The organism is Corynebacterium sp. ACRQK, from assembly GCF_022345965.1.
Lineage (GTDB): Bacteria > Actinomycetota > Actinomycetes > Mycobacteriales > Mycobacteriaceae > Corynebacterium.
Genome location: NZ_JAKRMU010000009.1, coordinates 52,612 through 79,205 on the forward strand (window position 1 = coordinate 52,612; position 26,594 = coordinate 79,205).

Here is a 26,594-nt window from a genome sequence, read left to right on the forward strand (position 1 = left end):
CCTTCTCCTGGCTGCCGCGGGGTTCCGTGGAAGATTCAAACTTCATATTGACGATCGTTTTCGTGACCACTAACCTCGGAAGAATGAAGAAAATGGTTGCCAATATCGCAGCAGTGTTTAGTATCACAACGTTGGCGTTGGGCGTAACCGCCTGCGCCGGCGGCTCCGAGGATCCCGCCGCCGATGGAGACGAGATCAAGCTCGTCGCCTCCACCTCCATCTGGGGCAGCATTGCGGAAGACATCACCGAGGGAAACGATGACGTTGAGGTGACCACCATCCTCAGCAGCAAGGACGACGACCCGCACGAGTACGAGGCCACTGCCCGTGACATCGCGGCGGTTAAGGACGCGGACATCGTGGTCGCCAACGGCGCGGGCTACGACAACTGGCTGACCGACAACGTGGAGGAGGGCACTCCGCTGGTTACGGCCCAGCCGCTGGCCGAGGCGCACCACCACGGCGACGAGGGACACGAGCACGGTGCGGAGGGGCACGACCACGGTCATGACCACGAGCACGGCGAAGATGCCGAGCACGATGAACACGAGGGTCACGACCATGAGCATGGTGACGAGCACGATCACGAGGGTCACGACCACGGTGGAGCCAACCCCCACGTCTGGTTCGACCTGGACGTCGTCTCCGAGTTCGAGCAGAAGCTCTCCGCCGAGCTGCACAAGCTCAACTCCGACATCCCAGAATCCAACGAGGACGTAACCAAGAAGACTGACGAACTGAAGCAGCGCATCGAGAAGCTGAGCGGCAAGAACGTCATCCTCACCGAGTCCGTCGCCGCCGAGCTGGTGGACGATTCCGAGCTGAAGGACGTCACCCCGGAGGGCTTTGCCCACTCGGTGAATAACGAGTCCGAGCCTTCCGCAGCTGATCTGGCAACCACCCGCCAGCTGATCACGGACAAGAAGGCCGACATCCTCATCACCAACGAGCAGTCGGAAACCCCGGCAGCCGAACAGCTGACCGACGCCGCCAAGGAAGCTGGCATTAAGGTAGTAAACGTCAACGAAACCCCCGATGAGGGCCAGGACTACTTCGAGTACGCCGACGCCCTGATCAAGCAATTGGAGGATGCAACCAAGTAATGGTCCTCGCTCTCCGCGATGCGGCAGTCGAACCCCTCTGGCGCGACCTCAACCTCGAGGTCGCGCCAGGGGAGTTTTTGGCTATCTTGGGCCCCAACGGAGTGGGAAAATCCACCCTCCTGAACGTCGCCCTCGGCACCCGCAAACTCAGCCGCGGCAGCGTCAGTGTGACGGAAAAGCTGGGCTACATCCCCCAACAAAGGATGTTCGACCCGACCATTCCGCTACGCGCGAGAGATCTGGTCAGCCTCGCGCTCGCAGCGGGCGTCATAAAGAATAGGCGACCGAAGAAAGCCCAGATCGACGCGGCGCTCGAAGAAGTAGGTGCGACCGGCCTGGCCAATCGGCGGGTCGGCGAGCTGTCGGGCGGGCAGCAACAACTGATCCGGCAGGCGCAGGCGATGGCACAGGACCCAGAGCTGCTGCTGTGCGACGAGCCGCTGCTTTCCCTGGATCTGCGCGCGCAGAAGAAGACCGTGGAACTACTGGATCGCAGGCGGCGGGAACACAACACAGCAATCGTGTTTGTCACCCACGGCATCAACCCGATCCTGAACGTGACCGACCGGGTGCTGTACCTCGCCCCGCACGGCCACACGATCGGCACGGTGGATGAGGTCATGAACAGCGAGACGCTCTCCCGCCTGTACCAGACGGACGTGAAGGTAGTGAACGTAGACGGAAAGCTGGTGGTCGTATGAGCAGCCAATTCCACACCGGCGACTGGTGGGAAGACACCCTCGCACTGCTTTCGGTGGACTTCGTGCAGAATGCGCTGCTGGCGGCGCTGCTGCTGGGAATTGTCTCCGGCGCGATCGCCCCGCTGATCGTGATGCGGAAGATGAGCTTCGCCGCGCACTCCACCGGCGAGCTGGCGCTGATGGGCGCCGCCGCCGCGCTACTGTTCGGCTTTAGCGTGAGCTGGGGCGCGCTAATCGGCGCGGTGCTGGCCGCCGTAGCGCTGACGGCGTTGGGGCAAAGGGAGCAGGACGCCATCGTGGCGGTGATCTTGAGCTTCGGCATGGGCCTATCGGTGTTGTTTATCCACCTCTACCCCGGCAGGTCTTCCGCGGCTTTTAGCCTGCTGACAGGCCAGATTGTGGGCGTAAGCTCTGCCTCGCTGGGCATCCTAGCGGTACTGGCCGTGCTGGTGGTGGTGACGATGGCGTTGCTGTGGCGGCCACTGTTGTTCGCCACGGTGGATCCGGTGCTGGCCGCAGCCTCGGGTGTGAAGGTGCGCGTGTTGGCGCTCGTATTCGCCGCGCTGATTGGTGTGGTGGCCAGCCAGGGTGTGCAGATCGTCGGAGCTTTGCTGCTGATCGCGCTGCTAATCACGCCCGGCGCGGCGGCGGTGAAGGTGACCAGCAACCCGGTGTTGGCTGTGGTACTGTCGGGCGTTTTCTCCGTGGTGTCGGCGGTCGGCGGGCTAGTGGCATCGCTGGCGCCGGGGCTGCCAGTTTCGGTGTTCGTGACCACCTTGAGCTTTGTGATCTACCTGATCTGCCGTGGGATCGCCTGGATGCGTTCCCGACACGTGCAGGCGGATGCGGTGCGGGCGCGGGAGTATTCGGCTGCTGGCGAGTCGATCTCGAAGCAGACCAGCAACGAGGCCGCAGGCCATGCACACCACGCCTAAACAAGCCGGGCGCATAAAGCGCATAAAAACATAAGCACCTCCCCCGGAAGAGGGACAGAGGCAGCGCGGCTCGTTAAGGTAGCACTTGTGATTACCGAGACGTCTGCGAACCCACAACCCTCCAACCCCTGGATCGTCCGTACCACCACCGGCCTGGTTAAAGGGCACGCGGAGAACGGCGTAACCGCCTTCCGCGGAATCCCCTACGCCGAAAAGCCCACCGGAGAGCGTCGCTTCCGCCGGGCCGAGCCCATCGCACCGTGGGAGGGCGTTTTTAACGCCGCGACCTCCGGCGACGCATGTTCCCAGTACCGTCCGGCGCGCAAATCCGCAGGCAACTGGGAGGGCACGGAGGACTGCCTCTGGCTCAATGTAGTGGTTCCCCGTCCCGCGCACTCCCCCACGCCCGCCATCGACCCGGAAGCTTGCCGCCCGGTGGTGGTCTATTTCCACGGCGGATCGAACATCCACGGCTCGGCGAACAAGCCCCTGCTGTCCGGCGAGTACTTCACCCAGGCCATCGACTGCGTGTATGTGGCCGTGAACTACCGCGTGGGTATCTTCGGCCAGTTGGCCCTGGGCGAGGGCACGCACACTCCCGACGACATGGATACCAACGCGGGCCACTCCGACCTGCTGACGGCTCTGCGCTGGATCCACGATAACGCCCGCGTTTTCGGCGGCGACCCTGACCGCGTGACCATCATGGGCGAATCCAGCGGCGGCTCCATGGTCACCTCCCTGCTGGCCACCCCTTCAGCGAAGGGGTTGTTCAGCGCCGCCATCGCGCAGTCCCCCGCCCCGATGATCGCCCACACTCGCTCCAACGCGAAGTATTGGACAGACTTCGCCGCCCGCTGGCTGCACCGCATGCGGGCGGAAGAATCCCTGCCTCTGGACCAGCGCGCCCCGGTTCGCCAGGCACCACCGGAGCTCAGCGATGAGGAGCTGCAGGCCGCCACCGCAGACCTTCTGACCGCCGAGCACGCAACCTTGGGCCGCCTCTCGGACGAGATGGTGCGCTTCCACGCGGACAACCCGATCTCTAAGGCCGGTCCGTTCGCTCCGGTGATCGACGGCGACCTGCTGCCGGAGCACCCGCTATCCCCCGGCGCGATGATGGATGTTCCGCTGCTCATCGGCTCTAACCGCAACGAATACGACATGATGCACCTAGAGCCGAAGCCCAGCTCCATTCAATACGCGCGCAGTCGCACCTTCGCACACGCGATTTCTGGCTCCGCCGCACACGCCACCGACATTCTGGACCGGCACTACGGCGGACCGAAGTCCCGCAAGTTAAAGGGCCGCTTCTTTGGCGATGCGCTGTTCACCGGCCCCTCCTGGTACCTGGCGCAGAACCACCCGAGTGACCGGGCATGGGTTTACCGCCTGGACACGACCACCCCGTTCCTGCGCGCTACGGGCATGGGCGCAGTACACGCCCTAGATCTGCCGATCCTCTTCCAGCGCTACGATCAGGACAAGGGGCGCATTGCAGTACTACTTGGCGGTCGCGACGAGATGCGCGCCACCTCCGTCGCCATGCAGTCGCGGTGGAGGCAGTTCGTGCACTCTCACGACCCAGGTTTTGATCCCTATTCGCTGGGCTTCGCCACGCAGGTTTTTGACGCCCACTTCCCCACCGGCGAGGAAACCATCTACGACCCACAGCCCGAGTTGCGGGAGGCGTGGGCACAGGTCCAGTGGGATAAGCAGGAGGAAATGTTCGGCTAGCGCCAATTATCGGCTCGCGCTGGAGCCGGCTACGGCTGGGACGAACGGGCGTCACTTAGCAGCGCGACGCTTCCGCCACGAAGCCAGGGCGACCATGCCCACACCGAGCGCAACCCAACAGCACAGAACAACCACCGCATGGGTAATGCCGTGGCCATCGAAATAGCCGACGGACCGCACCGCAGTGCCAGCTGCGCCGATAGGTAGGTACTGGCCGAACCAACCCCAGGGGCTAGGCAGCCACTGCCAACCCGTCGCGATGCCGGACAGCGGGTTGGAAACAAACAACGTGATGATCGCGCCGATGCCCAGACCTGCGCCGCCGAGCAGGGATTCCATGCCGAGGACGAACATCGAGGTACCGGCGATACCCAGCGCGAGGATTCCCGCCAGCTCAATATAGTTTCCGTCGAACAGGTCATACCCGTACTGCATGATCGCACCGAGCACCAGACCGGCCAGAATGGAGAACACGGCTGCGCCGACCACCCGGCCCCAACGGCGCCCCTTGAGTCCGAAGGTCAGCAGCGCGGCCGAGGACATGCCTCCAAAAGCCAGCGGCAGAGCAAGGGTGTTTAGACCCATGCCAGTGGGATCACCATCGGGCAGCGGGGCGACATCCTCCACGGTGACCTTCTGGCCTTGCTGCTTCATGCCATCTGCGAGGCCGGTCATGGTCTGTTTGAAGGTAAAGCCGGCTCCGCTGGCAATGGTGACGACTGCACCATCTTTACCGAGGGAGATGCCACCGATCGCTTCGCGTTCCAGAACCTTCGTTTTTACCTCGTCTGGATTGTCGTAGGTGGTGACGTCGAAGGCACCGGGTTGCTTCTGCTCGAGCATCCCCTCAATTTTCTGAACAGCAGGCGCCGGGCCAGAGACCGCGAGGGGGAGATCCTTCGGGCCGGAGTGCATGCTGGGAGTAAGGAACGCCAACAGCATGAGGGTGATGATTCCCGTGAGCGCGACGACGATGGCGGTGAGGCGACCGATACCACTGCGCTCGGGGGTCGGGGGCGTTTGGGTTGGTAGATTCTTCTGCGTATCTACAGCGTTGGACATGGGTTTCCCCTTTCTACTTCCCATTAATCGGAACGCTTTGTTCCGCTTGAACAAAGTGGATCATAACGCTCCGTTTAGATAGAATGCAAGTGCTAGAGCAAAAGTTTTCGGAAGGTTTGTAATGCGCGCGGATGCACACGAGAACAGGCAGGCAATACTCACTGCAGCTTGGAAACTGTTTTCCACCATCGGAATCGACGTCTCCATGCGCACCATCGCCAGCGAAGCGGGCGTGGGCATCGGCACCCTCTACCGCCACTTTCCAGCCAAAAACGACCTACTAATCGGTATTTTTGACTACGGGCGCGAGCGACTCATCAACATCATCGACCGTCACACGACGGGATGGGACGACGCTCAACAAGCTGCCGAAACGTGGAACAGTTTCGTCCATAGCGTAGCGGAGCTCAAGCTAGGGGTCATCGTCACGCAGGTAGGGCCCACTATTGTGGAAAACGTGGACTTCGAGGCAGACCTCGCCCCTCGAATGAACGAGCTGATGGAACAGTTAGAAAGGGTGCTTCACCGGGCACGCCGCTGGGCACTCCTCAGAGAGGACGTAGACACACTACATTTCCACCTCGGCCTGGCGGTGGTCGCCCGCCCCCTCACCGACGATGCACGAAAGCTTGTCCCCGATTATCAGCCTTGGCTCGTGGAGACATACATCCGGGGACTCAAACCTTAGAGAATAGAAGCCCCCGCTGAGAAACACGGAGGGCGAAAACGAAAGGGCGTCACTTAGCAGCGCGACGCTGGCGGGCGAACTCGCTGAGCACCACGCCCGCGGCGACCGACGCATTGAGGGATTCCACCCACTTGGCCATGGGGATCGACATGATCGTGTCGCACGTCTCCGAAACCAGGCGGGACAGCCCCTTGCCCTCCGAGCCGACGACGATGACGGTCGGGGTGGTGCCGTCGTAGGTATCGAGGGTGTGGTCGCCACCGGCGTCCAGGCCTACAACCTGGTAGCCGGCCTGCTGGAACTGCTTCAGAGAGCGCACCATATTGGTGGCCTTCGCTACCGGCAGGCGCGCGGCCGTGCCCGCAGAGGTACGCCAAGCAACAGCGGTCACGGAGGCGCTGCGGCGCTCCGGGATGATCACGCCGTGGCCGCCGAATGCCGCTACGGAGCGGATGACCGCGCCGAGGTTACGCGGGTCGGTGATGTTATCCAGCGCGACGATCAGACCGGGCTGAGGAGCGGAGGCAGCCCGCTCGATTAGGTCCTCGACCTGCGTGTACTGGTAAGGCGGGATCTGCAGGCCAATCCCCTGGTGCATGCCGTTGCCGGTCATACGATCCAGCTCTGCGCGGGAAACCTCCAGCACGGAGATGCCTCGGTCGGCGCAGGTATGGACGGCCTCTGCCAGGCGCTCGTCGTTCTTGGTGCCCTCCGCGACGTACAGCGCGGTGGCGGGAACCTTGGCGTGCAGGCACTCAATCACCGGGTTGCGGCCAACAACCAGCTCCACCTGGTTATCGTCCTTTGCGAAGCGGTCGTGCGCACCAGATGCCCGGCGCTTGGCAGCCTGCTTGCGCTTGTATGCGGCGTGGTAGACGCGATCCTCCGCCTTCGGCGTGGCCCCCTTGCCCCGCAGGCTGCGGCGCCCCTGGCCGCCAGAGCCCTTGGTTGCGCCCTTCTTGTTCTTCTTGCGCACGCCTCCGCTGCGCTGGGTGTTGCCCGCCACTGTGATTGCCCCTCTTACCTGGTCGACTACGTGCGTTTGTGTATGTTACTTCCCGGCACCCAAAACTGGAACCAGACTCACGAGTATGTGGACACCAAAGCACCCCACCTGCTGTGAATTTGTTACTTCCACTGCCAATCCTGTCGGCACCAGCTGGAACGACCAACAATTCTTCGCAGATGGGGTGGTGTGGTGCTTCACCTCTAGACGTTGATGCCGAAGTTCTTTAAAACTCCGCGCCAATCCACGTGTCCGGAGGCCAGTGCCCCTACCCCAATCACTGCCGCAATGGCGGCGATCACACCGGCCGCGATGCCAAGGGGCGAGCTTTTGGAACTGCCACTAGAAGAACCGGAGAACCCGCTTGCGCTTCCCTGCAGTTCCTGCGGGGTTACATTTTCTACCTGCTTGCCATCGTCATAGTCCAGCAGCAGATCCACATCCGCGCCCTCCAGCTTTTCGCCCTCATTGTAGCGGAGTAGAGATCTCTGCAATCCGATACCGGCCGTTGTGGGACGGTTCTGGGCGACGAAATCCTTACCTGGATCAATCGGGGCTTCCAGGAGGAAGGTCACGATTACTTCATCGTCGCCGCGCTTGTCTAGCTGCGTAGGATCGTTCGCCGTGTTACCGGACAGGGAGTAGTCCCCGATAAGCGATACCGTTTGACCTGTGACATTCAACTTCAAGTCGAAATAAGAGACATCCAAAGCTGGTCCGCCGTTCTTACCAAGACCTTTGTATGCGGTCACATGTGCGCTGCCGTCCAGGGCAATCGTGCCATTACCCTGCGGGTCCAGCTTCGTTTCTTGGGTGTTGACCGGGAACACAAACTGGTTTCCCTTAAACTCCGCACCTCCATCACCGATGACAGTCCCCCTAGCGACCGGCCCCTGCACATGCTTAAGGAAAGAGGTTTTGATCGGCCAAGCAAAAGCACCGGCTTCTAACACTGGGGCGGACACTTCCTCTGCCTGTGCTACAGGAACCGCCATGCCGCTTAACGCGACGGAACTGGCCAGGGCGCTGGCAACGAAGTGGCGGGAAGTGGACTTGGACAAGAAAGGTGGATTCACGCGCAGACTCCGTAAAGATCTGTGAACAGTGCAAAATTCATACCAAAAGCATCGATGGCTTCCTCAATCAATGCGGAACGCTGCTGCGTTGTGAGTGGCAGGCTATCGAGGCGCTGACGGTAGTTGGTTCGGTACGGAGGGATCTTGCCAATAGCGGAGAAGTCATAGAACTTCAATGCCTCGGGATCGACATCGTAGAGGTCTGCTACACGCGCAGCGATAACCTGACCGCCGGAAATATCCCCGAGGTAGCGGACATAGTGGTGAGCGATCACTCGTACAACGTCTTGTTCCCCGAAAGAGTCGAGTCGATCTACATACCGCCGGGTGGCGGGCAGTAGTTCAAGTTGTTTGCGCCAATCGGAGCCGAGGCAATACGTCAGATCGTGGTCCAACGAAGCGCGACGTTGCAGGCGCGGATCTGCAATAACCGACCCGATGGGAGTGCCGGAGACTCTGTCTACAGCGTTCTCCAGAGCGCTGTAGACAAACCAGAGTTGTCCCGAAAGCGCATACACCGCTTGAGCGTCAAGCTCGCCTTTGAAAAGGGTGCTCATGAACTCAGAGCCTTCTGCGCGCCCGTGCGCCTCCGCAGTGGCATTGCGCAGTGCCTGAGAAATCGGCTCGGCTGTGTTAAAGCTTGTGTTTGAAAGTGTGGAGGTCGAAGCCATCACGTTATTCCTTTCGAAAGAGTTTCAAGGTCCGCGTGGAATCTGAAATTGGTCGCTGAACGAGAACAGGGAACTCGTTATTAGCGCAAGTTGTGGTGGCGCAGGAATTCATCAATCTTCTTGTGAATGCCATCGAGAGCGCCAGACACGTTGATCGCGTGTCCAATGATCGCCAACATGCCTAGGATTCCGACCGTGCCAAGAATGTAGTTCCACACCTTTCCAAACTTGCCCAGCGAACCTTGGCCTTGCCCCTGGTCGTCCGGGTTGCTCGGGTTATCCGAGTTGTCCGGGTTGTCCGGGTTGTCCGGGTTGTCCGGGCCGGAACCACCTTCATCACCCGGATTCGGCTCCCCTGGCGATTCACATTTCTTCTCGGTGGTCAGAGAAACATTGATGTCATCCAGCTCTGGCTTGTACTCCGCCGAGTAAATGCCCATGAATAGGACGTCTACGCCCTCCACAATGTTCTTGCCCCCATCCGTTCCTGGCTTAGGAACGTAGGTCATGCTGCTTGCATCCAGCGTGACAGTATCCCCGTTGACCTTCCAGTCTCCGTTACCCTTCGAGAACACGTCCCTGCCGGAAACTTTGTTCTTTTCGATACGGTCCTCAGGCGTATATTCAGTCATGTGCTTGCCAGGCACGTAGTATCCCTCATAGCTGGCGCCGCCCTGAATACTAGCTCCCTCGGCCGTGATGTAAGGGGACTTGAAGTTCGAGTACAACGCGCCATGATGGCCTTCGAAAACGACATCGGACGGCTTGGTGCCGATCTCTGCCTTGGTTACATTGCCCTCGGAATCGACCTCAATGCTAGATACACTTGGGTCTACCTGGAATTGGAATTGGAAGTCCTTGGACTTCTTGTTGGCAGGATCAGATTCCTTAACCTCACCCTTCGTCTCCCAGCTTCCCTTAGCGATATTCCCCAGAATGTAGCTGCGGAAACTCTCCTTCAATCCCCAGTTGAAGGTACCGCCAGTGATAACAGTTTTGCATTCAGGTTGAGCTTGAGATGCGCCATCCTGTGCCGATGCAACGGGGACGGAAAGTGCAGCAGTGCCCAGGGCGAAAGTCATCACAGTGCCGAGCATGACATTTCGAGTTGACTTAATAGACATGAGAATTACTCCTGATGAATGGATCCTAGGGACTTAGCCCTAGTGAATGGGATGGATTGATATGCAGAAAGCAGTTGAGCTACTGCAGCTGGCGGATCCCTCCGCCGCGGACGGACAGAGACGTCATTATCCGCACTGCGGACAACTTCGATGGGCCAGTCATAAACGCTGGAGAGAATCTCGTCGGTGTAGACCGAATCAACCGATCCAGCGGCGGCAATTCGCCCATTGGATAGACAGACGATGTGATCGCAATACGCCGCAGCTGCGTCGAGGTCATGCAACACAATCACCACTGCAGTTCCAACTCTGTGAGCGATCTGCTGCATCAAGCTCAAGACTTGTTCCTGATGACGGATATCCATCGCCGCGGTCGGCTCGTCTAACAACACCACCGGTGTTTGCTGGGCCAGAACCCGGGACAACGCAACCCGAGCACGTTCGCCACCGGAAAGAGTGACGATGTCACGAACTGCCAACGCAGTGGAACCGGTGGCGTCCAGAGCAGCGTCAACAATGAGCTCATCCACACTGCTATCGACTGTCCCTCGCCACGGTCGCCGTCCCATCGCCACAACATCTCGAACAAGAAACTCAAACGCGACTTGGACATCCTGAAGCAACACCGCACGGCGCTGCGCCATTGCCCTTACATCGGCCCGAGAGGGGTCTAATCCGGCGACGGAAACCACACCCTCAGTAGGTTTAATATCCCCAGACAGCGCGGCGAGCAGCGTCGACTTACCAGCACCATTCGGCCCAATGAGCCCTGTGACCTCGCCGGCACGAGCGACAAAACTAATGTCACTGAGCAACCGCTTGGCGCCAACGTCGACGGCGAGGCCAGATACCTCAATGGCCTTATCGCCGATAGCCATACTGTTAGTAGTCGCATCGCTACCGTGAACACTCATGCGTGCATCCCCTTTCTCATCATTCGGCGCAGCAGAACGAAGAAAGTCGGGCCGCCGACAAGGGCAGTGAAGATGCCAATCGGCAAATCTGCGAATTCAATCAACGTGCGGGCAGCCACATCGGCCAGACCAATCAAGACCGCCCCGCCAAGCGCAGAAGCAGGGATGAGGAGATAATTCTCCGGTCCCATGACCGTTCGCAACAGGTGCGGGATAATCAGCCCTACGAAGCCGATGAGCCCAGCAAAGGCAACTGCACCTGCAGTGAGTACGGTCGCAGCGATGATCACAATCGCTCGCAATTGACTTACATTGATCCCTGTGTGACCAGCGGCTTTCTCACCCAAAGCAAGCACGTCTAGTGCCCCACCCATCCGTAGGGCTACGGCAATTCCCACCATCGTGATCGGCAAAACCGCCCAAACGTGCTTCCACTGGGCACCATTTAGGGATCCCATCTGCCAAAAGATGATCTCTTCCCGACTTGCGGTCGGAGCCAAATAGACCATGAAGGAGATAATTGCTCCACACACGGCATTGACGGCGATACCTGTGAGAACCAGATTGATAACCACAACTCGGCCTTGACTTCGTGCTAGCTGGTAAATCAGGCCAGCGGCAACCAATGCGGAAAGAAAGGCGAAGAACGGAACGGTGAACGTGCCGAAGAAAGCAAGGTTAAAGACGATTGCCAACGCCGCACCAACCCCGGCGCCCGAGGTCACGCCAATAATCGATGGCTCGGCCAGAGGGTTGGCAAACACCGCCTGCATCAATGTTCCAGCCACACCCAAGCATGCGCCGACTAGGAACCCCAGCAGGATGCGTGGCAAGCGAATATCCCACACTACGCTGGAGGCCAGACCTGAATGATGGTCTTTCCCCAGCAAGATTGAACCTAAATCCTGCAGTGGCACGTAGTACTGTCCAAGCACGATCGATAGCACCGCAGCAACAAGCATTAGCACCACCAGTGCACCGAAAATCCCTACCCATCGGCGCGTTCGCGCCCGGAGAAACTCGTTCGTATTAACCGTGTGGGTCATATAACGCCTTCGCTGTCCGCAAAAGTGTTTGCCCAGTCATGGGGCCGAACGCCAACGATTGACCATCTGGAATCGTGATTACGCGCCGCTTCTGTCCTGCCGTGGTTTGAGCTATGCCGGGGCGTTTGAGCAGGCCTTCGATCCCTCCGGTGGATTCCAACCCGCCGGTCATCATGATGAACGCATCTGGGTTTAACCTAGCTAGCGACTCCGCATTGGCTGGTTCGATGTAGGAAAGGTTGTTCTCCGTCCCCACGTCAACCGCACCAACGCCCTCGATCAGGTCTTTTGCTCCGGTCCCTTCGCCCATGATGAAGAACACTCCACCATTTCCACGGGCATAAAGGAATGCCACCCGCATCGGTGTGGAGGGCACCATCTTCTTGATGGTCTCTTTATCCAGATTTATTTCCTCGACTGTGCGATCCGCAAGCTTTTCCGCATCCTCCGGGAGGCCCACGACAGCACCGAGCGTGGTGATGTCCTCGGCTACCGAATCGATCGTGCGGGTCGGTTCCATGACCACGGTGGTCACGCCCGCCTGACGAATCTGATCGATAGCGTCCCGTGGCCCGATGGAGTGGTCCACGATGACGATATCCGGCTCCAACGACAACACGGCTTCCACGTTGATGTTGTGCCCACCTTGAGTGACCACTGGCCTGTCGGCCAAGATGTTTTCAGTAGAAGAGACCGTGCGGCCTACAATCCGATCGGCAAGACCCAGGCCAGTAAGGGTTTTAGTGTAAGTACCGTACAGGTCAAGAGCCAGAATCCGATCGAGCTTATTAACCTTGACATCGTGGCCGTCTGCGTCGGTCAGCTCCACCGGCAGCTTCGGGGATGGATTCTTGGTCACAGGCTCCACATCCGTGAAGTCCTTGACCTCCGAAACGCCCTCAAAGCTACGAGGATCCTGCAGATCAGCAGCATTCTTGATGTCGTTTCGCAGAGCAGCATCAGCTTCGGATTCATAGGCGCCCTTAACACCACACGCAGCGATGCTAGCCGTGCAGATAAACAACACACAGGTGCGGAACGCTAACCGCACAGTTCGATTAAGAACAATGGACATTAAAACGTGCTTTCTAACTAAGCAGTGTCTTGCCACCTAGTAGGCGGATTAAGACGGATTACTTACAACCAGTCGACCGATGCTTCCACCTGCGACGATGACTCCTACGATCAATCCGAGAAGGTAAGTAGCCGGGTTCTCATCCTGACCCTCAGCCGCAGCAGGCTTAACCTTGAATTTGCTCGATCCGTTTTCGTACCCCGCCGATGAAGAATCGCCGTCGACGCCATTGCCGGAACCGTCCTTATTGCCGGCGAGCTTCGCGGCGGCAGCATTGTGCGCGGCAGAAGAACCACCGCCCGATCCACCCGCACTCGATCCAGATGCTGTCGTACCGCCCACTGCGTCGCAGTCACCCTGGCCACCTAGCTGGGCGCTGAAAGATATGGGCGCTAGTTGAGTTCCCGGATCGTAAAATTCGGCGAAAGCCACAGAGCCATCCTGGGTCAGCGATACACTCGCCTCTCCGCTTACTGAGTTATCCGAGATATCAAGGGAACTAAAGCTCAGGTCTCCCAGCACTGTGCGCCCGAAGTCTCGCTTCTCCCCTTCCATGTTTGAAGAACGAACATCGGCAACAAGCCTTCCTGTTCCACCGTTGAACTGGATCTCCGGATTCGCAATGTTCAGGTCGAGAATTCCGTTGTGACCGGTGAATTGCATCGCGCCACCATAGGAAATCGTTCCCTGCTGAGAAGACGTATCGACGTTGCCGCCGTTGCCGGTGAACTGATACTTGCCGCCGCTGTATCCGACCCCGCTCAAATCCCACTTGCCCTTAGCGATAGAGCCGGTGATGTACGACTGGAAGGATTCCTTCAGAGCCCACGATGCCTTGGCGCTTTCGACTGCCTTGACCGACTCGCAGTGCAGGTCTCCACCGCCACCAGCTGCTCTACCTGCTGTGGCACCGCCCCGGGTTGTTCCGCCTCCGCTGGCGGCCGACCCGCCGCCTGTTCCGCCGTTTCGCGCACCACTGTTCCCTGCTCCAAGCGATGCTCCGCCAGAGGCCGACCCACCACCAGAACCGGAGTTGGAGTTAGAGTTCGTTCCGGAGGTAGAGCTAGTTCCGGAGTCGCTTCCGCTAGAAGATCCGTTCTTTACGCTCCCGCGATTGACGAAAGATTCATACTCGTCCAAGAAGGCTTGGGAGTTACCCATGAAAGTGGTCAGGGCGTTCATCGTGTCGTTCGTCTCAGACAGAATTCCCATAGCTTCCTTGTTAAAGCCGGTGAAGTTGCCATCGATCGTGGTCAGCGTACGCTTTTCGCCCGATCCCGAGCCACTGCCCGAATCTGATCCACAGCTGCCGTCCAAAGCCACTGAGCCACTGGTTGGATCCATCGAGGTTCCCGCATTGTAAGCGAGAAACAGCCGGCTGCCACCTTGAGTAAGTGTCGTAGAACCAGAAAGGTTCACGCTCCCTGAGCCAGGGGTCACCGGGGTGGACAGGTTCACCTTGGCGATGACTTCATCGTCGCCAGTGATTTTGGCTCCTCGCTTGCTCTTATTGACCATGTCCGACTCATAGGAGACATAGTCCACCAGGATCTCGGCGGTTTTTCCCTTTGCGCGCACCTTCCAATCGGAGAGCGTCATATCTAACAGGTCATCACCGCCATAGTTGTGGCCGTTGAAACGGAGAACTCCGTTGAGCGGAACCGTCACCGTATCACCGTTTACCTGGGGCTTTTGGGGGCGGAACTGGAAGGCCCCATTCGGGCCGGTCTTATCGCCATTAAAGCCGATACCGTCGCCACCCCATCCGCCTTTAGCGACAGGGCCTTGGATATAGGCACGGTAGCTCTGCTTGATACCCCAATTGAATTCACAGGTTCCCGCCGCTGAGGCAACGGGGGTAGCGACCGTGGTAAATGCTACGGGAGCGAAGGCAAGTACGGAGGTGGCGGCCACGGCCGTGGATGCGCGGACGAACAACCGTCGCGAGGAGCCTCGACGTGATCCAAACGGTGAAAAATGCATGCTGATCCTACTCAAAACTGAAACATCAAAAGACTTGCGCCGCCTTACCTCTACCTAGGTTTTACCCATTGCCTTAGGATAGTGTTACCTTAATTAGGTAAGGCTCTACTTAGCTGAAAGTATCATGAGTCAGCCTAAGAGACGAAAGCATCTTGTGTTTAGTTTCGTCCCCCACCCCCACCTCTCACCCCCGAGAAAGGACGCGAAGAATGACCGCATACACCCCGGCCCCTCTGGCCAACCTCTACCCTGAAGTAGACCCCCACCAGGCAATTCCGCTTTCCGCGACCGAACGCTTTGCCCTAACCGTATCGATCGGCGTGATGGCATACGGCGCAGTAGTCGGCGACTTCATTATCGCCGGAGTCGGGCTGGCACTAGTCGCCATCGCATGCGTCGTATGTTCTCAGAAAACGCAGCGCCGGATCCGCTCCCAAGCCCGCAGCCGCTTCCCCAGCGAGGACTGGGTCGAATACAGAACCGCAAACAGGTTGAATCTGAACCTCTTCCTCCCCCTGTGTATCGGCTCCATCGGCGCCCTGATTGTGGCCGGTTTTTGGTACATCCCGCCGGAGCACGCAACACTGGGCGGCATCATCATCGCCATCGTTTCTGCCGCCACCATTTGGTTCTTGCCAGGCCTGAACCCCATGTGGTCGAACGACGAAGAATATTTCGTACCCGAAGAAATGTATGACGACGAGGTCGAGCTTCCGGGATCAGAGTTACAACCCGACGAGTACGTCTATGGAACTACCCCTTCAACGACCACTTCGCGCCATCGGCTGTATCCGTAACCTCAATGCCAGCCTCGGCCAGGCGGTCGCGCACCTCGTCGGCGGTGGCCCAGTCCTTGGCCGCGCGGGCCTCGGCACGGCGCTCCAACTCGGCCTTCACCAGCACATCCAGGGCGCCCATCGCCACGTCGGACCCGCCAGCGGCGGCCTTGGTGGATTCCAGCCACGTCTCGCTCAGCGGATCCACGCCCAACACGGCAGCCATCGCACGAACCTGCCCGGCGATCTCCTTAACCTGCCGCTTCGCCTCGTCCGTAGGCTTTGCATCCAGTAGCTTGTTGCCCTCGCGGACCACGTCGTGGATCACAGCCAACGACTGCGGCACGGCCAGGTCGTCGTCCATCTTCTCCGCGAACTGTTCCGGCACTTCGCCCACCGGCAGCGCCTGCGGGTCCACAGCGGTCTCTCCGGTGACGTACTCAATAGCGCGCACCAGGAACTTCTCGATACGGCGGTAGCCCGCAGCGGCCTCACCCAGCGCAGCCTCGGAGTACTCCAGCATCGAGCGATAGTGCGCGCTGCCCAGGTAGTAGCGCAGCTCAACCGGCCGCACCAGCTTCAGCACATTCGGGATAGAAAGCACGTTGCCCAGAGACTTCGACATCTTCTCGCCGGACATCGTCACCCAACCGTTGTGCATCCAGTAGCGCGCGAACCCATCGCCCGCTGCGGTCGCCTGCGCGGCCTCGTTCTCGTGGTGCGGGAACTGCAGGTCCAGGCCACCGCAGTGGATGTCGAACTCGCTCCCCAGGTAGGTCGTAGCCATCGCGGAGCACTCGATGTGCCAGCCCGGGCGACCACGACCCCACGGGGTGTCCCAGGCCGGCTCACTCGGCTTGGCTGCCTTCCACATGGTGAAGTCGCGCGGGTCGCGCTTGCCGGTACCCGCGGATTCACCCTGATCCATCTCGTCCAGCTTCTGGCCGGACAGGAAACCGTAGTTATCGATCGTCGCGGGTTGCGCGTACACGTTGCCGTCTGCGGCGTAGCCGTGGCCGTTGCCGATGATGCGCTGCATGTACTCGATCATCTGCGGTACGTGCCCGGTGGCGCGAGGCTCGATGGAAGGTGGGGTGACGCCCAACTGGTCATAAGCCCAGTTAAACGCGCGCTCGTGCGTGGCTGCCCACTCCCACCACGGGCGGTTATTCTCCGCGGCCTTGGTCAGGATCTTGTCATCAATATCGGTGACGTTCCTTACGAATGCAACGTCCAGCCCCTTGGCCTCTAGCCAGTTGCGCAAGATGTCGAAGGCAACTCCACTGCGCACATGCCCGATGTGCGGGATCGACTGCACGGTCGCTCCACACAAATAGATCGAGGCATGGCCTTCACGGATGGGCTCAAAGTCGCGGAGCTGGCGGGCGGCAGTGTCGTAAATTCGCAAAGTCACACCACACAGTATAGGCATGCGCGTCCGGCCTCTTTGCCCATGCGTGTCAGTATCGTGGAAGACATGAGCACTCAAAACACCCCGCGATTTGCCACCATCCGCCTCAATGACCGGGGTGCATGGCGCCCAATTGCAGTCACTTCCTTCTCTGCCGATGGCGGTGAGGGCAAGCTCCTTGCCGAATTCCCCTACAAGGCGCAGATCAGCAGCACGGAGCTGGATTTCCTCCCCTCCGTTTCCTTCACCGCCGACCAGCTGGGGCCGGTCGTGCCGAACCCGGGGAAAATTTTTTGTGTCGGCCTGAACTATCGGGAACACATCGCGGAGATGGGCCACCCGATTCCGGATCACCCCACCCTGTTCGTGAAGTACGCCTCCGCCTTGGCGGGCCCGTTCGACGAGGTCGTTGTGCCCCCGGAGCTCTCCGCGCAGGCGGACTACGAGGGCGAGCTCGCTGTCATTATGGGCGAGTCCGGCCAGATCGCGGGCTACGCCGTGATGAATGATTTCTCTCAGCGCGATTGGCAGTACCGCACCCAGCAGTGGCTGCAGGGCAAGAACCTGGACCGTTCCAGCGGTTTCGGCCCGTGGATGGTGCCGGCCGAGCATTTCGATCCGATTGCGGAAGGGGCCGTCTTGCGCACCTGGGTCAACGGCGAACTCCGCCAGGAGCACAGCGTTGCCGACCTGGTGTTTAAGCCGCAGGATCTGGTGGATTACATCAGTAATTTCGCCTCGTTGGCACCTGGTGACGTCATCGTGACGGGCACACCAGAGGGCGTCGGCCACGGCATGACCCCACCGCAGTACCTGGCCGATGGCGACGAGGTGCGCATCGCTATCGACGGCATTGGGGAAATATGCAACCGCATTAACTGCTGAGCTGTGCCAACCGGGGCTCAGCCTTCTTGATGGCGCTCCGCACTGCCGCGAAAAGTAGCAGGCAGATGGGAAGCGCAATCACAATCACATCGATCCTGGGCGACCAGAACAATGGCAGGTATGTACTAGGCAATACCGATATGAGCAGGCACTGAGCGGCAGTTAGCAGCAGCAGGCCATAGAAACTCTTGCGCAGGTCCGCTACGAGGCATGCACCGAAAATCACCGACAATGCAATAAGCGTGTACTGCAGCATGCCTGGGTTGCCCAGGAGCGCGACAACGCCGCATTCCCCCAGGCAAAGCCCGAGGAAAAGCCAGTCACAGGCCGCCCACGTGCGAACAGTTAGTTCTTCTAGCTGGGAAAGCCGGTTATCCCAGAACATCACCGCGGAGCTAACGATGGCGATGGAGAACACAAAGTTAAACGGAACAACTCCGGACGAACTCCACGAAGCCCAGGGAATGGGAATCGTGGTCGTACCGAACAGGACGGCGCCCACGACGCCGAATACCTGAAGCATCACCGCATAGGTCGCGGAATGACCGCGCCAATAAATTTGTGCTCGATGCTGGGCAGACACTATCCCTCCCAGCACTCGGAGTTCGCCCGATCCAGGATGAACGTCACGTCCACTCCCTCATTCGTGCCATGCACCCCGCGCCACTGCCCGGATGGAGTCAGTGTGGCTCGTTCCAGTTCTTCTTCCGTCAGATCGGGAAGAGCCTCCGCGACTGATACTGGTTCCTGCGGAGTTCCCCAACACGATGGTGCCCCCTTAAGCGCAGGTTCGTTGCTGAGGAGATCGACCAGGAGCGCGTGCTTTACTTCCTGTTGCTGGCTCGAGCGGACGAGCCAGATGTCGCCGTCCCGTTGCGTCTCGGCGTCGATCAGCCTATAGGTAGTGACGCCCAAAGATTCCCACACCTTGCGGTTAGCATCTACCTGCTCAGATGGGGTTTCGCGCCAGTAACATATTGCTCCGTCGCAGATCATGCGCTCTTGGGGACGGGGCATCGCGGAATCGTAGTTTCCATCTTGGGCGATTCCGTAGCCTAATCCACAGCTCACACCGAGTAGAACAATGGCGACCACGCGAAGTGGCCACGCGGAAAGTCCCGGAAACCAATTTCCATGAAAAGCAGCGGTCAACAGCAACGAGCAAACGCAAATTGCCCCCAGCACCAGCGCCGAAGCCTTCCACAGAATCGGGTCCACGCTCTGTGATACTTGGCAACAAGAGCTGAACGGCTGCCCGAACATTTGTCGCCACGCCACGTTTGAGAGCGACACCGGGTAAGCGACCAGGATATAAGGAAGAAGCAAGCCGACAGCGATCGCCACAATTGCTGGTAGGTACAGCCCTAAAGTTGCCCCCAAGCTCAGCCATGCCACGCCGTGAAGAACAATAAAGACCAGCCCCGTTGCAAGGGACTGTGCGGACTCTACGTATCCGATATCCGCCAGCTGCACTGCGAGGTACGCCAACACCACTACCACCGCGAGCAATAGCGGAATCGTCAAGGATCTGAGCCAGACCCTAAAAACATCCTGCACAGAGCCGCGGGACTTAAGAAAGGAACGGAAGCGTGCCATCTCTTTAGCACCGATAAAGCCCAAGATTGGCCCCAGCGAATAGTAGATGGCCAAGCTGTTGGAAATTGCGTTGTCCTGCGTAGGCACCGAGTTAGCGTTGAGTGTAATGCTCAGCAATCCAAGCACAGAAGCCGCGAGCACCAAAGCAACGTTGATCGCATTAATCCTCGCCATGGCCACCGGTCCTGGAAAATGCTTCCGCAAGGTTTCTCACAGTGTCGGAATAGCGATGTGACTCCCTCGGCTCTAGCGAACCGCGCCCAACTCGCAGAAAATCGCTCAACGGCCCCTGGAACTCAACTTTTCCTCTATGCAACACGAGTACATGCTCGAACGGCTTCTCCACTTCCAAGGGCTGATGACTAGAAACCCAAAGGCCAACGCCCGCTTTCGCAATGGATCGATAGAGCCCTTGCAGATCCCGCTTCGCCAGTGGGTCGAGTGCGGCGCTGGGTTCGTCCAGCAGTATGTGCTCCGCGTTAGAGTTCAGGGCTGTAGCTATTTGCACGCGAGCTTGCTGCCCACCGGACAGCTTGCTGCATTGCTTATGTGCGTGTTCCTTCAAACCCACGAATTCAATCCAATAGGCCGCGGTCCTCTTGCTCTCCGTCCAACCGGCACCATTAAGCCAGGCGACGTAGGAAACATAGTCAACAACACGCGCACCATTGATGCTTTCGAAATGCTGCGGGACGTACACCGCTCGGCCCAACTTCGGCACAGCGCCTTTGGACGGTTTTAGCTGACCGACCAGCAACTTCATAAGCGTAGTCTTACCGGCACCGTTGACACCCAGTATGACCGTCGGGCTAGTGGGAACCTCGAGCGAGTGGACCTCGACCCCTTCATTAGAGCGCGGGTAGCTAAAAGAAAATGAGTAGCTATTCGACAAGGAAGTTTCAGACCTTTAGTGCGCAGAGATTCTGTGTGATGGAACAAACCTACGAAGACATAAAAGGATTGTCAATAGCTAGTTCTGCGCCTGCCATACAACCGCTGTCGCCACAGCCGCCACACCCTCGCCACGGCCGGTGAAACCCATGTGGTCGGTCGTGGTCGCAGAGACGGAGACCGGCGCGCCGATCAGCTCGCCCATCACCTTCTCGGCCTCTTCGCGCCGGGTGCCCATTTTCGGGCGGTTTCCCACCATCTGCACCGCCGCGTTGCCGATTACGAAGCCCTTGGATTCCAGCAGCTCCCGGCACTCGCGCAGTAGGCGCTCACCGGAAACGTTGTCGTATTCTTGGCGCCCCACCCCGACGAAGCTGCCCAGATCCCCCAGGCCTGCGGCGGAGAGCAGCGCATCCACTACCGCGTGCGCCACCACGTCGCCGTCGGAGTGTCCTTCGCAGCCATCCTGCCCCTCCCACAGAAGGCAAGCCATCCAGCAGTCCTTACCTGGCTGCACCTGGTGAGCATCCGTCGCAATGCCTACGCGGGGAATAATGTGTGGGGTGTTCAATTGCGGTCTGCCTCTCGCCTCTGGTTACGTTCTACCTGTCTGCTGCAGGCTTTCTAACTTTCGCTGCCATTCAAAATCATCTGCGCCACGCGGTAGTCCTGGGGCGTGGTGATCTTCATAGCCAGCGGGTCCGCATCCACCGCCACCACCGGGAAGCCTGCCATCTCCATCAGTGAGGCATCGTCCGTCACCAGCGGCAACGGCGAAACACCCACCCGATCCACTGCGTGCGCGGAACTGATCTCCGTGGTGCGCAGGTACTGCTCGTTGGCCTCGATCAGCTTCTCCAGGTCGAACAGCTGTGGCGTGGCGGCCGCCCGCAGGCTAGCGCGGTCTGGGGTCTGCTCCACGACCGTCTGCCCTGCGCGCGGGCCGGAGGTGGGGGCGTCAATAACTTTAATAGTGTCTACCACCGGCAACACCGGGATCGCCCCGCACCAGGAACCGTCTGCAACACCACGGCGCGCGCGGTCCACAACCTCGGCGATCATGGCGGGCGGGGTGAGGCAGCGGGCGGCGTCGTGGACAGCCACAAAACGCCCCGCGGTGGCCTCGCCCGCAGCGCTTAGCCGTCGTTGGATCGCAACCAAGCCCGCGTACACAGAGTCGAATCGCTCGCCGCCGCCGAGCTCCACGCTGACGGTCATGGGCGCCCACTCCGCGACGTTGATGGGATCGTCGACGATGCGTTCGGCGTGGTCGCGCATGTTCTCGCTGACCAGCACGATCGCTTCTTCGACGCTTTGGGACGCCACCAGGCCGTCCAGCGACCTTTCCAGCAACGACCGACCGTTGAGCTCGACGAAAGCCTTCGGGGTATCGAAACCCAGGCGAGTGCCGCTACCGGCGGCGGCGACGAGTGCGTAGACGTTCGCTGTCACAGCGCCTGCCCGGCTTAGTCTTCGCCGTCCAGCTCGTCGTCCAGATCAATGGAGCCACCGGACTTGGAATCCTCGTCCACGCCTGCGGCACGGGCTGCAGCGGCGGCCTCGCGGTGACGCTTGATGGCGGCCTGCATCTCGGCCAGCAGTGCGTCGGTCTTCTTGTCGTCCACTCCCTCGGCGAGAGCGAGCTCGCCCACGAGGATCTGGCGGGCCTTGGCCAGCATGCGCTTCTCACCGGCGGACAGGCCGCGATCCTGGTCACGGCGCCACAGGTCACGCACAACCTCGGCAACCTTGTTCACGTCGCCACTGGTCAGGCGCTCCTGGTTCGCCTTGTAGCGGCGGGACCAGTTGCCGGCCTCTTCCACGTCGGTCTCGCGTAGTACGGAGAAGACCTTACGCAGGCCTTCCTCGCCCACCACGTCGCGCACGCCAACCTTCTCGGCATTCGCGGCCGGGACACGAACGGAAAGATCGCCCTGGTTGATGCGCAGCACCAGGTAGTCGACGGTTTCCCCCTTGAACTCCCGCTGCTCGATGCCCTCGATGACGGCGGCGCCGTGGTGCGGGTAAACGACCGTATCTCCGACTGCGAACTCCATAAGTGTTCCTCTAACGTCCTTCCGAAAGACTGTGACAGGCACTGCGTAAATACCCGATAGATTCTACCGCAATCAGCCGCACTACCCGCATTTGGGGCATAGAATCCCCTGCAAGCGCGCACTAGGGGGCACTAATTAACCCTAAAGGCTTCCTTGGCTAGGTGTACCGGCCCCCTACAGGCTAGGCTGGGTGCAGACGTTTTTATTCAACTGCTTTTAAGACATGCCTCAGATGGAGGAACGCATCGTGAAGACCCTCAAGGCCCAGCCGCTGAAGACGACCTTTGCCCGTGGTGCGCTGGCGCTGGTCGCAGCAGGTTCCGCACTCGCGCTGTCCGCGTGTGGTGCAGGTCAGATTTCCCAGACTTCCAGCCAGGTTGCCGCAGTCAACGGTGCTAGCGGCACCGCTGAGCACGCTGACGTGCAGGACGTCACCGTGGTTGTCGGCCCGGATAACGCTCTGGCTCTGAAGTTCACTATCACCAACGAAGACACCCAGGGTAAGCCAGTCAAGGTTGAGTCCGTGAAGGTGGAGGGCAAGGAGATCTCCGGCCTAGAAAAGACCGAGATTCCGGCTGGCGGCTCCCTGATTGCCGATGGCAAGTTCGCTATGGAAGACATCGAGGCCAAGGAACAGAAGCAGCTGCAGTACGCCACCACCTCCATCAAGGGTCTGGATGACGTTTACGTCGGCGGCCACAAGAAGGTCACCTTCAAGCTGGATGTCGGCGAGGTTGAGCTGAGCGCACCGGTTTCCGCTTACGTTCCGGAAGCAGGCCAGCTGCACCGTGACGAGGACGGCAGCCTGACCGACAAGTAAGCCCCAAGAAGTAAGCTTCAGCTTAGACTTCCTCGAAATCGAACAAACGCCGCCGCCGGACCTTGGTTGTCCGGGGCGGCGTTTATTGTTGTGGGCATGGCAAGTAAGTCGAACAAAGCAAGCCGGGTTTTCGTCTGTACCTCCTGCGACCACCAGCTGTCGAAGTGGATGGGGCGCTGCCCGCAGTGTGGGGAATGGGGATCTCTGGAGGAGCGGGACACGCGCTCCTTGGGCTTAGGCGCAATGGGGCTCGCCGGTGTTGCGGGTCCTGGCGGTAGTGCGGCGCGCCGCGGTGGGGGACGCAGATCCGGCGGCCTAGTCCCAGGGGCCAGCGCCCAACCGGTCACCCAGGTGGATCCAACCATCGCCAAGCACCGCCCCACGGGCATCGGGGAGCTAGACCGCGTATTGGGCGGCGGCATTGTCCCGGGCAGCGCTGTGCTGCTGGCGGGCGAACCCGGCGTGGGTAAGTCCACCTTGCTGCTAGAGGTTGCTGCGGCGTGGGCCAAGAAGGGGCATACGGTGCTGATCCTCACCGCGGAGGAATCCGTGGGGCAGGTGCGCCACCGCGCGGAACGCACCGGCGCGCTGCACGACAAGCTCTATCTGGCCAGCGAAAACGACCTGGAGAATGGCCTGGCTCAAGTCGATGCACTGAACCCGGAGCTGATCATCGTGGATTCCCTGCAGACCATGCAGGCCACTGGAGTGGAAGGCGTTGCCGGTGGCGTGGCTCAAACCCGCGCGGTCACCAGTACACTGACAACCCTGGCGAAGATGTCGGGCACGCCCGTCATCGCGGTGGGACATGTGACGAAGGAGGGCACCGTCGCAGGCCCCCGCACCATCGAGCACCTGGTGGATGTCGTGTTGAACTTCGAGGGCGACAAGCACTCCTCCATGCGCTTTCTGCGCGGTATCAAGAATCGCTTCGGTGCCACGGACGAAGTCGGCTGCTTCGAGCAGACCGCCCACGGCATCCAGGAGGTCGCGGACCCCAGCGGTTTGTTCCTGCACCATCGCACCGAATCCGTGACCGGCACGGCAGTAACCGTCGTGATGGACGGGCGCCGCGCCATGGTCGGCGAGCTGCAAACTTTGGCCCTTAACAGCGAGTTTAAGAACCCGAAGCGCTACATGACGGGCATGGATGCCTCGCGTGTATCGATGGTGCTGGCTGTGCTCTCCGAACGCTGCGGATTGCCACTGGCAGATAAGGAAGTCTACGCCGCCACGGTCGGCGGGATGAAGATCTTAGAACCCTCCGCAGACCTCGCCACCGGGCTTGCGCTGGCCTCCACCGCAAAACGTACCCCGCTCCCCCTGGGCTTAGTCGCTCTCGGTGAGGTGGGCTTAGGCGGAGAGGTGCGCCGCATTCCGCAGCTCACCCAAAGGCTGGCGGAGGCCCACCGGCTGGGATTCCACACCGCACTGGTGCCAAAGAACTGCCACTACGAGGCCCCGAAGGGCATGAAAGTAAAGGAGGTTTCCACGCTCTGCCAGGCCGTCAACTACTGCCTATCTACTGACTAGGCCATTACTGGCTACTGCAGGTTAAACGAGGCCGGCTGAGAAGTATTGTCGCCCACGTGGGCGTACAGCAGGTAGCTGCCCGGATCGACCGGCTTGCGATCCTCGCACTTGCCCGGCGCGGAGGTGGTACGGGACCAGGCGGCCATCTCGTAGTTCACGGACTCGCCAGCCTTGATCTTCGTATCGCCGACAACCTCCGGCTCGTTACAGTCGATGTCGCCCCACACGCGCTCATAGTTGCCCATGGTGAAGACCTCGAACTTCAGCGGGGAATCATCGAAGTTGATGTCGCAATCCGCATTCGTCGGGTTCTCGATCTTCACGAAGAAGTTAGGCTGCTGCTCCGCATTGAACGTCGGAGCACCCGGTCGAGCAATTACCCGCAGGTCGGCGAGCGAGCAAGAATCTTTCTTCTCGCCCTTGTTCTCGTCGCCCTCGTCGTCCTTGTCTTTATCTCTGTCCTTTTCTTCGGACGCCTTCTCGTCCTCCGAGTCGCTCGGTTCCGAGCCCTTCGGCGGCTCCGGCGAGCTGGTCATATCCTGCTGCTCGGAAGTAGTGATGGCAGTCTCGGTGGACGCCGTGTTCTCGGAGTCCCCTCCCCCACTGACCAGGCTGATCAAAGCCCAGATCACACCGATAACAACGACCAAGATCACCACCGCAGCGATGCGGCGGCGGATATACACTTCGCGTGGCAACGGGCGCCTGTTGTCTTCATCAGTCACGTAACTAATGCTAGAGGCTGCCCTCTAAAAGACGGCGCATAGACACGGGGTGTGCCCCGCAAACCTCCTAGTGAACGCGCTGTGCACCCTCAATATCCAGGCCGTAACTGACCAGCGGCTCAGCCAGACCATCGGACAGGCGATAGCGCAGGCCCACAACGGCACAACGGTTGTCGGCCAGACGCGCCTGAATCTCCGGTGATCGATCCACTATATGGTCGGCGATCTCCGCCACGTGGTTGCGTTCGAAGGCGTCACTACTTTCCATGCCGCGCTTCTTCGCGGACAGCAACGAGGGTGTGACCTTTTCCACGAGCACTCGCTGGAATCCCGCGGGCATGTCGCCGCCGTTCAACGCCTGGGAGGCAGCCGCAACCGCGCCGCACTTCTCGTGTCCCAGCACCACAACCAGCGGTACTTCCAGGGAGTCCACCGCGAATTCCAGGGAGGCCAGCACGGACAGGTCGGTGATCTCGCCGGCGGTGCGGATAACGAAGACATCGCCGAGGCCCTGGTCGAAGAGGATCTCCACCGGCGCGCGGGAATCGGAACACGCCAATACCACGGCCTGGGGTTTCTGCCCCTCCTGAAGGGAAATCCGGCGGCTCAGATCCTGGTGTGGGTGGTCGGAATCGCCGCGCATGAAACGTTCATTGCCTTCGCGCAGGCTATCCCAAGCCTGCTGCGGGGTCTGATGTTGGCTGGAAGTCATGGTTCCATTGTGCACCGCGCTACAGTGATTCGTGCAATGAACTCCCCCTCCGCTCCCTCCCCCAACC

At 60.0% G+C, this 26,594-nt stretch carries 27 protein-coding genes; 9 read left to right on the forward strand and 18 right to left on the reverse strand.

Translation table 11 applies throughout. The features are described from left to right. Positions 1-92 precede the first annotated feature (92 nt). The 4 genes from MHX63_RS09585 to MHX63_RS09600 all read left to right on the forward strand — a co-directional run bounded on the left by MHX63_RS09585 (position 93) and on the right by MHX63_RS09600 (position 4,476). On the forward strand, positions 93-1,103 hold the full coding sequence (locus MHX63_RS09585) for a metal ABC transporter solute-binding protein, Zn/Mn family (protein ID WP_239388512.1): 1,011 nt from the start codon (positions 93-95) through the stop codon (positions 1,101-1,103). Continuing rightward, complete coding sequence (locus MHX63_RS09590) at positions 1,103-1,804, forward strand: metal ABC transporter ATP-binding protein (RefSeq protein WP_239388467.1); 702 nt, start codon at positions 1,103-1,105, stop codon at positions 1,802-1,804. Before MHX63_RS09585 ends, MHX63_RS09590 begins: the two co-directional genes overlap by 1 nt. After that, positions 1,801-2,739 carry a metal ABC transporter permease gene (locus MHX63_RS09595; protein WP_111712312.1) on the forward strand — a complete coding sequence of 313 codons (939 nt, stop codon included), beginning with the start codon at positions 1,801-1,803 and terminating at the stop codon, positions 2,737-2,739. Before MHX63_RS09590 ends, MHX63_RS09595 begins: the two co-directional genes overlap by 4 nt. 87 nt (positions 2,740-2,826) lie before the next feature. Next, a complete protein-coding gene (locus MHX63_RS09600; RefSeq protein WP_239388469.1) occupies positions 2,827-4,476 on the forward strand; it encodes a carboxylesterase family protein in 1,650 nt (549 codons plus the stop codon). Positions 4,477-4,527: 51 nt separating this feature from the next. Here the strand turns inward: MHX63_RS09600 and MHX63_RS09605 are convergent, their stop codons facing one another. Continuing rightward, positions 4,528-5,538: an ABC transporter permease gene (locus MHX63_RS09605; protein WP_239388471.1), complete on the reverse strand. Its 1,011-nt coding sequence runs from the start codon at positions 5,536-5,538 to the stop codon at positions 4,528-4,530. Positions 5,539-5,659: 121 nt separating this feature from the next. Here MHX63_RS09605 and MHX63_RS09610 point away from each other — a divergent pair, with 121 nt between their 5' ends. Then, a complete protein-coding gene (locus MHX63_RS09610) occupies positions 5,660-6,226 on the forward strand; it encodes a TetR/AcrR family transcriptional regulator (RefSeq protein ID WP_239388473.1) in 567 nt (188 codons plus the stop codon). A 49-nt stretch (positions 6,227-6,275) separates the two neighbouring features. On the opposite strand, the gene rlmB is transcribed toward MHX63_RS09610, so the two are convergent. The 8 genes from rlmB to MHX63_RS09650 form a co-directional block, all read right to left on the reverse strand. Beyond that, positions 6,276-7,232 carry a 23S rRNA (guanosine(2251)-2'-O)-methyltransferase RlmB gene (rlmB, locus tag MHX63_RS09615; RefSeq protein WP_239388475.1) on the reverse strand — a complete coding sequence of 319 codons (957 nt, stop codon included), beginning with the start codon at positions 7,230-7,232 and terminating at the stop codon, positions 6,276-6,278. Between the two features lie 203 nt (positions 7,233-7,435). Further along, positions 7,436-8,308, reverse strand: coding sequence for an HtaA domain-containing protein (locus tag MHX63_RS09620; RefSeq protein WP_239388477.1), 873 nt, complete (start codon positions 8,306-8,308; stop codon positions 7,436-7,438). Further along, positions 8,305-8,979 carry a heme oxygenase (biliverdin-producing) gene (locus tag MHX63_RS09625; protein WP_239388479.1) on the reverse strand — a complete coding sequence of 225 codons (675 nt, stop codon included), beginning with the start codon at positions 8,977-8,979 and terminating at the stop codon, positions 8,305-8,307. The genes MHX63_RS09620 and MHX63_RS09625 overlap by 4 nt, the downstream gene beginning before the upstream one ends. A gap of 80 nt (positions 8,980-9,059) precedes the next feature. Beyond that, positions 9,060-10,103 carry an HtaA domain-containing protein gene (locus tag MHX63_RS09630; protein ID WP_239388481.1) on the reverse strand — a complete coding sequence of 348 codons (1,044 nt, stop codon included), beginning with the start codon at positions 10,101-10,103 and terminating at the stop codon, positions 9,060-9,062. Positions 10,104-10,108: 5 nt separating this feature from the next. Then, positions 10,109-11,017, reverse strand: a complete 909-nt coding sequence (locus MHX63_RS09635) for a heme ABC transporter ATP-binding protein (protein WP_370644186.1) — start codon at positions 11,015-11,017, stop codon at positions 10,109-10,111. Beyond that, positions 11,014-12,063: an iron ABC transporter permease gene (locus tag MHX63_RS09640; protein ID WP_005296741.1), complete on the reverse strand. Its 1,050-nt coding sequence runs from the start codon at positions 12,061-12,063 to the stop codon at positions 11,014-11,016. Before MHX63_RS09640 ends, MHX63_RS09635 begins: the two co-directional genes overlap by 4 nt. After that, entirely contained in the window at positions 12,047-13,138 is a 1,092-nt protein-coding gene (locus tag MHX63_RS09645; protein ID WP_005296744.1) for a hemin ABC transporter substrate-binding protein, read from the reverse strand. Before MHX63_RS09645 ends, MHX63_RS09640 begins: the two co-directional genes overlap by 17 nt. Positions 13,139-13,186: 48 nt before the next feature. Further along, entirely contained in the window at positions 13,187-15,121 is a 1,935-nt protein-coding gene (locus MHX63_RS09650; RefSeq protein WP_239388483.1) for an HtaA domain-containing protein, read from the reverse strand. A 209-nt stretch (positions 15,122-15,330) separates the two neighbouring features. Here MHX63_RS09650 and MHX63_RS09655 point away from each other — a divergent pair, with 209 nt between their 5' ends. Continuing rightward, positions 15,331-15,918, forward strand: coding sequence for a hypothetical protein (locus tag MHX63_RS09655; RefSeq protein WP_035011016.1), 588 nt, complete (start codon positions 15,331-15,333; stop codon positions 15,916-15,918). Here the strand turns inward: MHX63_RS09655 and cysS are convergent. Continuing rightward, the gene (gene cysS, locus MHX63_RS09660; protein WP_239388485.1) at positions 15,875-17,311 is read right to left on the reverse strand and encodes a cysteine--tRNA ligase; all 1,437 of its coding nucleotides are present in this window, start codon (positions 17,309-17,311) and stop codon (positions 15,875-15,877) included. The two genes, MHX63_RS09655 and cysS, sit on opposite strands and share 44 nt — an antisense overlap. A gap of 63 nt (positions 17,312-17,374) precedes the next feature. Between cysS and MHX63_RS09665 the strand changes: the two genes are divergently transcribed. Continuing rightward, positions 17,375-18,193, forward strand: a complete 819-nt coding sequence (locus tag MHX63_RS09665; protein WP_239388487.1) for a fumarylacetoacetate hydrolase family protein — start codon at positions 17,375-17,377, stop codon at positions 18,191-18,193. Here MHX63_RS09665 and MHX63_RS09670 read toward each other — a convergent pair. From MHX63_RS09670 to MHX63_RS09695, 6 genes are all read right to left on the reverse strand, one after another. After that, the gene (locus tag MHX63_RS09670; protein ID WP_239388489.1) at positions 18,183-18,776 is read right to left on the reverse strand and encodes a hypothetical protein; all 594 of its coding nucleotides are present in this window, start codon (positions 18,774-18,776) and stop codon (positions 18,183-18,185) included. The genes MHX63_RS09665 and MHX63_RS09670 overlap by 11 nt on opposite strands. Next, positions 18,776-19,963, reverse strand: coding sequence for an ABC transporter permease (locus MHX63_RS09675; protein ID WP_239388491.1), 1,188 nt, complete (start codon positions 19,961-19,963; stop codon positions 18,776-18,778). The genes MHX63_RS09670 and MHX63_RS09675 overlap by 1 nt, the downstream gene beginning before the upstream one ends. Continuing rightward, a complete protein-coding gene (locus MHX63_RS09680; RefSeq protein ID WP_255710619.1) occupies positions 19,950-20,681 on the reverse strand; it encodes an ATP-binding cassette domain-containing protein in 732 nt (243 codons plus the stop codon). The genes MHX63_RS09675 and MHX63_RS09680 overlap by 14 nt, the downstream gene beginning before the upstream one ends. A gap of 78 nt (positions 20,682-20,759) precedes the next feature. After that, on the reverse strand, positions 20,760-21,251 hold the full coding sequence (ispF, locus tag MHX63_RS09685; protein ID WP_239388495.1) for a 2-C-methyl-D-erythritol 2,4-cyclodiphosphate synthase: 492 nt from the start codon (positions 21,249-21,251) through the stop codon (positions 20,760-20,762). A 53-nt stretch (positions 21,252-21,304) separates the two neighbouring features. Beyond that, entirely contained in the window at positions 21,305-22,132 is an 828-nt protein-coding gene (locus MHX63_RS09690; protein ID WP_239388497.1) for a 2-C-methyl-D-erythritol 4-phosphate cytidylyltransferase, read from the reverse strand. Positions 22,133-22,146: 14 nt separating this feature from the next. Next, positions 22,147-22,737 carry a CarD family transcriptional regulator gene (locus tag MHX63_RS09695; RefSeq protein WP_049049590.1) on the reverse strand — a complete coding sequence of 197 codons (591 nt, stop codon included), beginning with the start codon at positions 22,735-22,737 and terminating at the stop codon, positions 22,147-22,149. A 247-nt stretch (positions 22,738-22,984) separates the two neighbouring features. On the opposite strand from MHX63_RS09695, the gene MHX63_RS09700 reads away from it, so the two are divergent. Continuing rightward, a complete protein-coding gene (locus MHX63_RS09700) occupies positions 22,985-23,557 on the forward strand; it encodes a hypothetical protein (protein ID WP_239388499.1) in 573 nt (190 codons plus the stop codon). A gap of 96 nt (positions 23,558-23,653) precedes the next feature. After that, positions 23,654-25,090: a DNA repair protein RadA gene (radA, locus tag MHX63_RS09705; RefSeq protein WP_239388501.1), complete on the forward strand. Its 1,437-nt coding sequence runs from the start codon at positions 23,654-23,656 to the stop codon at positions 25,088-25,090. 11 nt (positions 25,091-25,101) lie between these two features. Here radA and MHX63_RS09710 read toward each other — a convergent pair whose 3' ends face one another. Continuing rightward, positions 25,102-25,815, reverse strand: coding sequence for a hypothetical protein (locus tag MHX63_RS09710; RefSeq protein ID WP_239388503.1), 714 nt, complete (start codon positions 25,813-25,815; stop codon positions 25,102-25,104). 67 nt (positions 25,816-25,882) lie between these two features. Further along, positions 25,883-26,527, reverse strand: a complete 645-nt coding sequence (locus MHX63_RS09715; protein ID WP_034987350.1) for a carbonic anhydrase — start codon at positions 26,525-26,527, stop codon at positions 25,883-25,885. Positions 26,528-26,594: the final 67 nt, after the last annotated feature.

Excerpts from the sequence above, each read along its gene's own strand:
- MHX63_RS09675 (WP_239388491.1), bottom strand. The coding sequence starts at position 19,963 with ATGGCGAGGATTAATGCGATCAACGTTGCTTTGGTGCTCGCGGCTTCT.
- MHX63_RS09650 (WP_239388483.1), bottom strand. The coding sequence starts at position 15,121 with ATGCATTTTTCACCGTTTGGATCACGTCGAGGCTCCTCGCGACGGTTG.
- MHX63_RS09610 (WP_239388473.1), top strand. The coding sequence starts at position 5,660 with ATGCGCGCGGATGCACACGAGAACAGGCAGGCAATACTCACTGCAGCT.
- MHX63_RS09595 (WP_111712312.1), top strand. The coding sequence starts at position 1,801 with ATGAGCAGCCAATTCCACACCGGCGACTGGTGGGAAGACACCCTCGCA.
- MHX63_RS09715 (WP_034987350.1), bottom strand. The coding sequence starts at position 26,527 with ATGACTTCCAGCCAACATCAGACCCCGCAGCAGGCTTGGGATAGCCTG.
- MHX63_RS09695 (WP_049049590.1), bottom strand. The coding sequence starts at position 22,737 with ATGGAGTTCGCAGTCGGAGATACGGTCGTTTACCCGCACCACGGCGCC.
- MHX63_RS09655 (WP_035011016.1), top strand. The coding sequence starts at position 15,331 with ATGACCGCATACACCCCGGCCCCTCTGGCCAACCTCTACCCTGAAGTA.
- MHX63_RS09625 (WP_239388479.1), bottom strand. The coding sequence starts at position 8,979 with ATGGCTTCGACCTCCACACTTTCAAACACAAGCTTTAACACAGCCGAG.
- MHX63_RS09645 (WP_005296744.1), bottom strand. The coding sequence starts at position 13,138 with ATGTCCATTGTTCTTAATCGAACTGTGCGGTTAGCGTTCCGCACCTGT.
- MHX63_RS09635 (WP_370644186.1), bottom strand. The coding sequence starts at position 11,017 with ATGAGTGTTCACGGTAGCGATGCGACTACTAACAGTATGGCTATCGGC.
- MHX63_RS09640 (WP_005296741.1), bottom strand. The coding sequence starts at position 12,063 with ATGACCCACACGGTTAATACGAACGAGTTTCTCCGGGCGCGAACGCGC.
- MHX63_RS09605 (WP_239388471.1), bottom strand. The coding sequence starts at position 5,538 with ATGTCCAACGCTGTAGATACGCAGAAGAATCTACCAACCCAAACGCCC.
- MHX63_RS09590 (WP_239388467.1), top strand. The coding sequence starts at position 1,103 with ATGGTCCTCGCTCTCCGCGATGCGGCAGTCGAACCCCTCTGGCGCGAC.
- radA (WP_239388501.1), top strand. The coding sequence starts at position 23,654 with ATGGCAAGTAAGTCGAACAAAGCAAGCCGGGTTTTCGTCTGTACCTCC.
- MHX63_RS09630 (WP_239388481.1), bottom strand. The coding sequence starts at position 10,103 with ATGTCTATTAAGTCAACTCGAAATGTCATGCTCGGCACTGTGATGACT.
- MHX63_RS09665 (WP_239388487.1), top strand. The coding sequence starts at position 17,375 with ATGAGCACTCAAAACACCCCGCGATTTGCCACCATCCGCCTCAATGAC.
- MHX63_RS09585 (WP_239388512.1), top strand. The coding sequence starts at position 93 with ATGGTTGCCAATATCGCAGCAGTGTTTAGTATCACAACGTTGGCGTTG.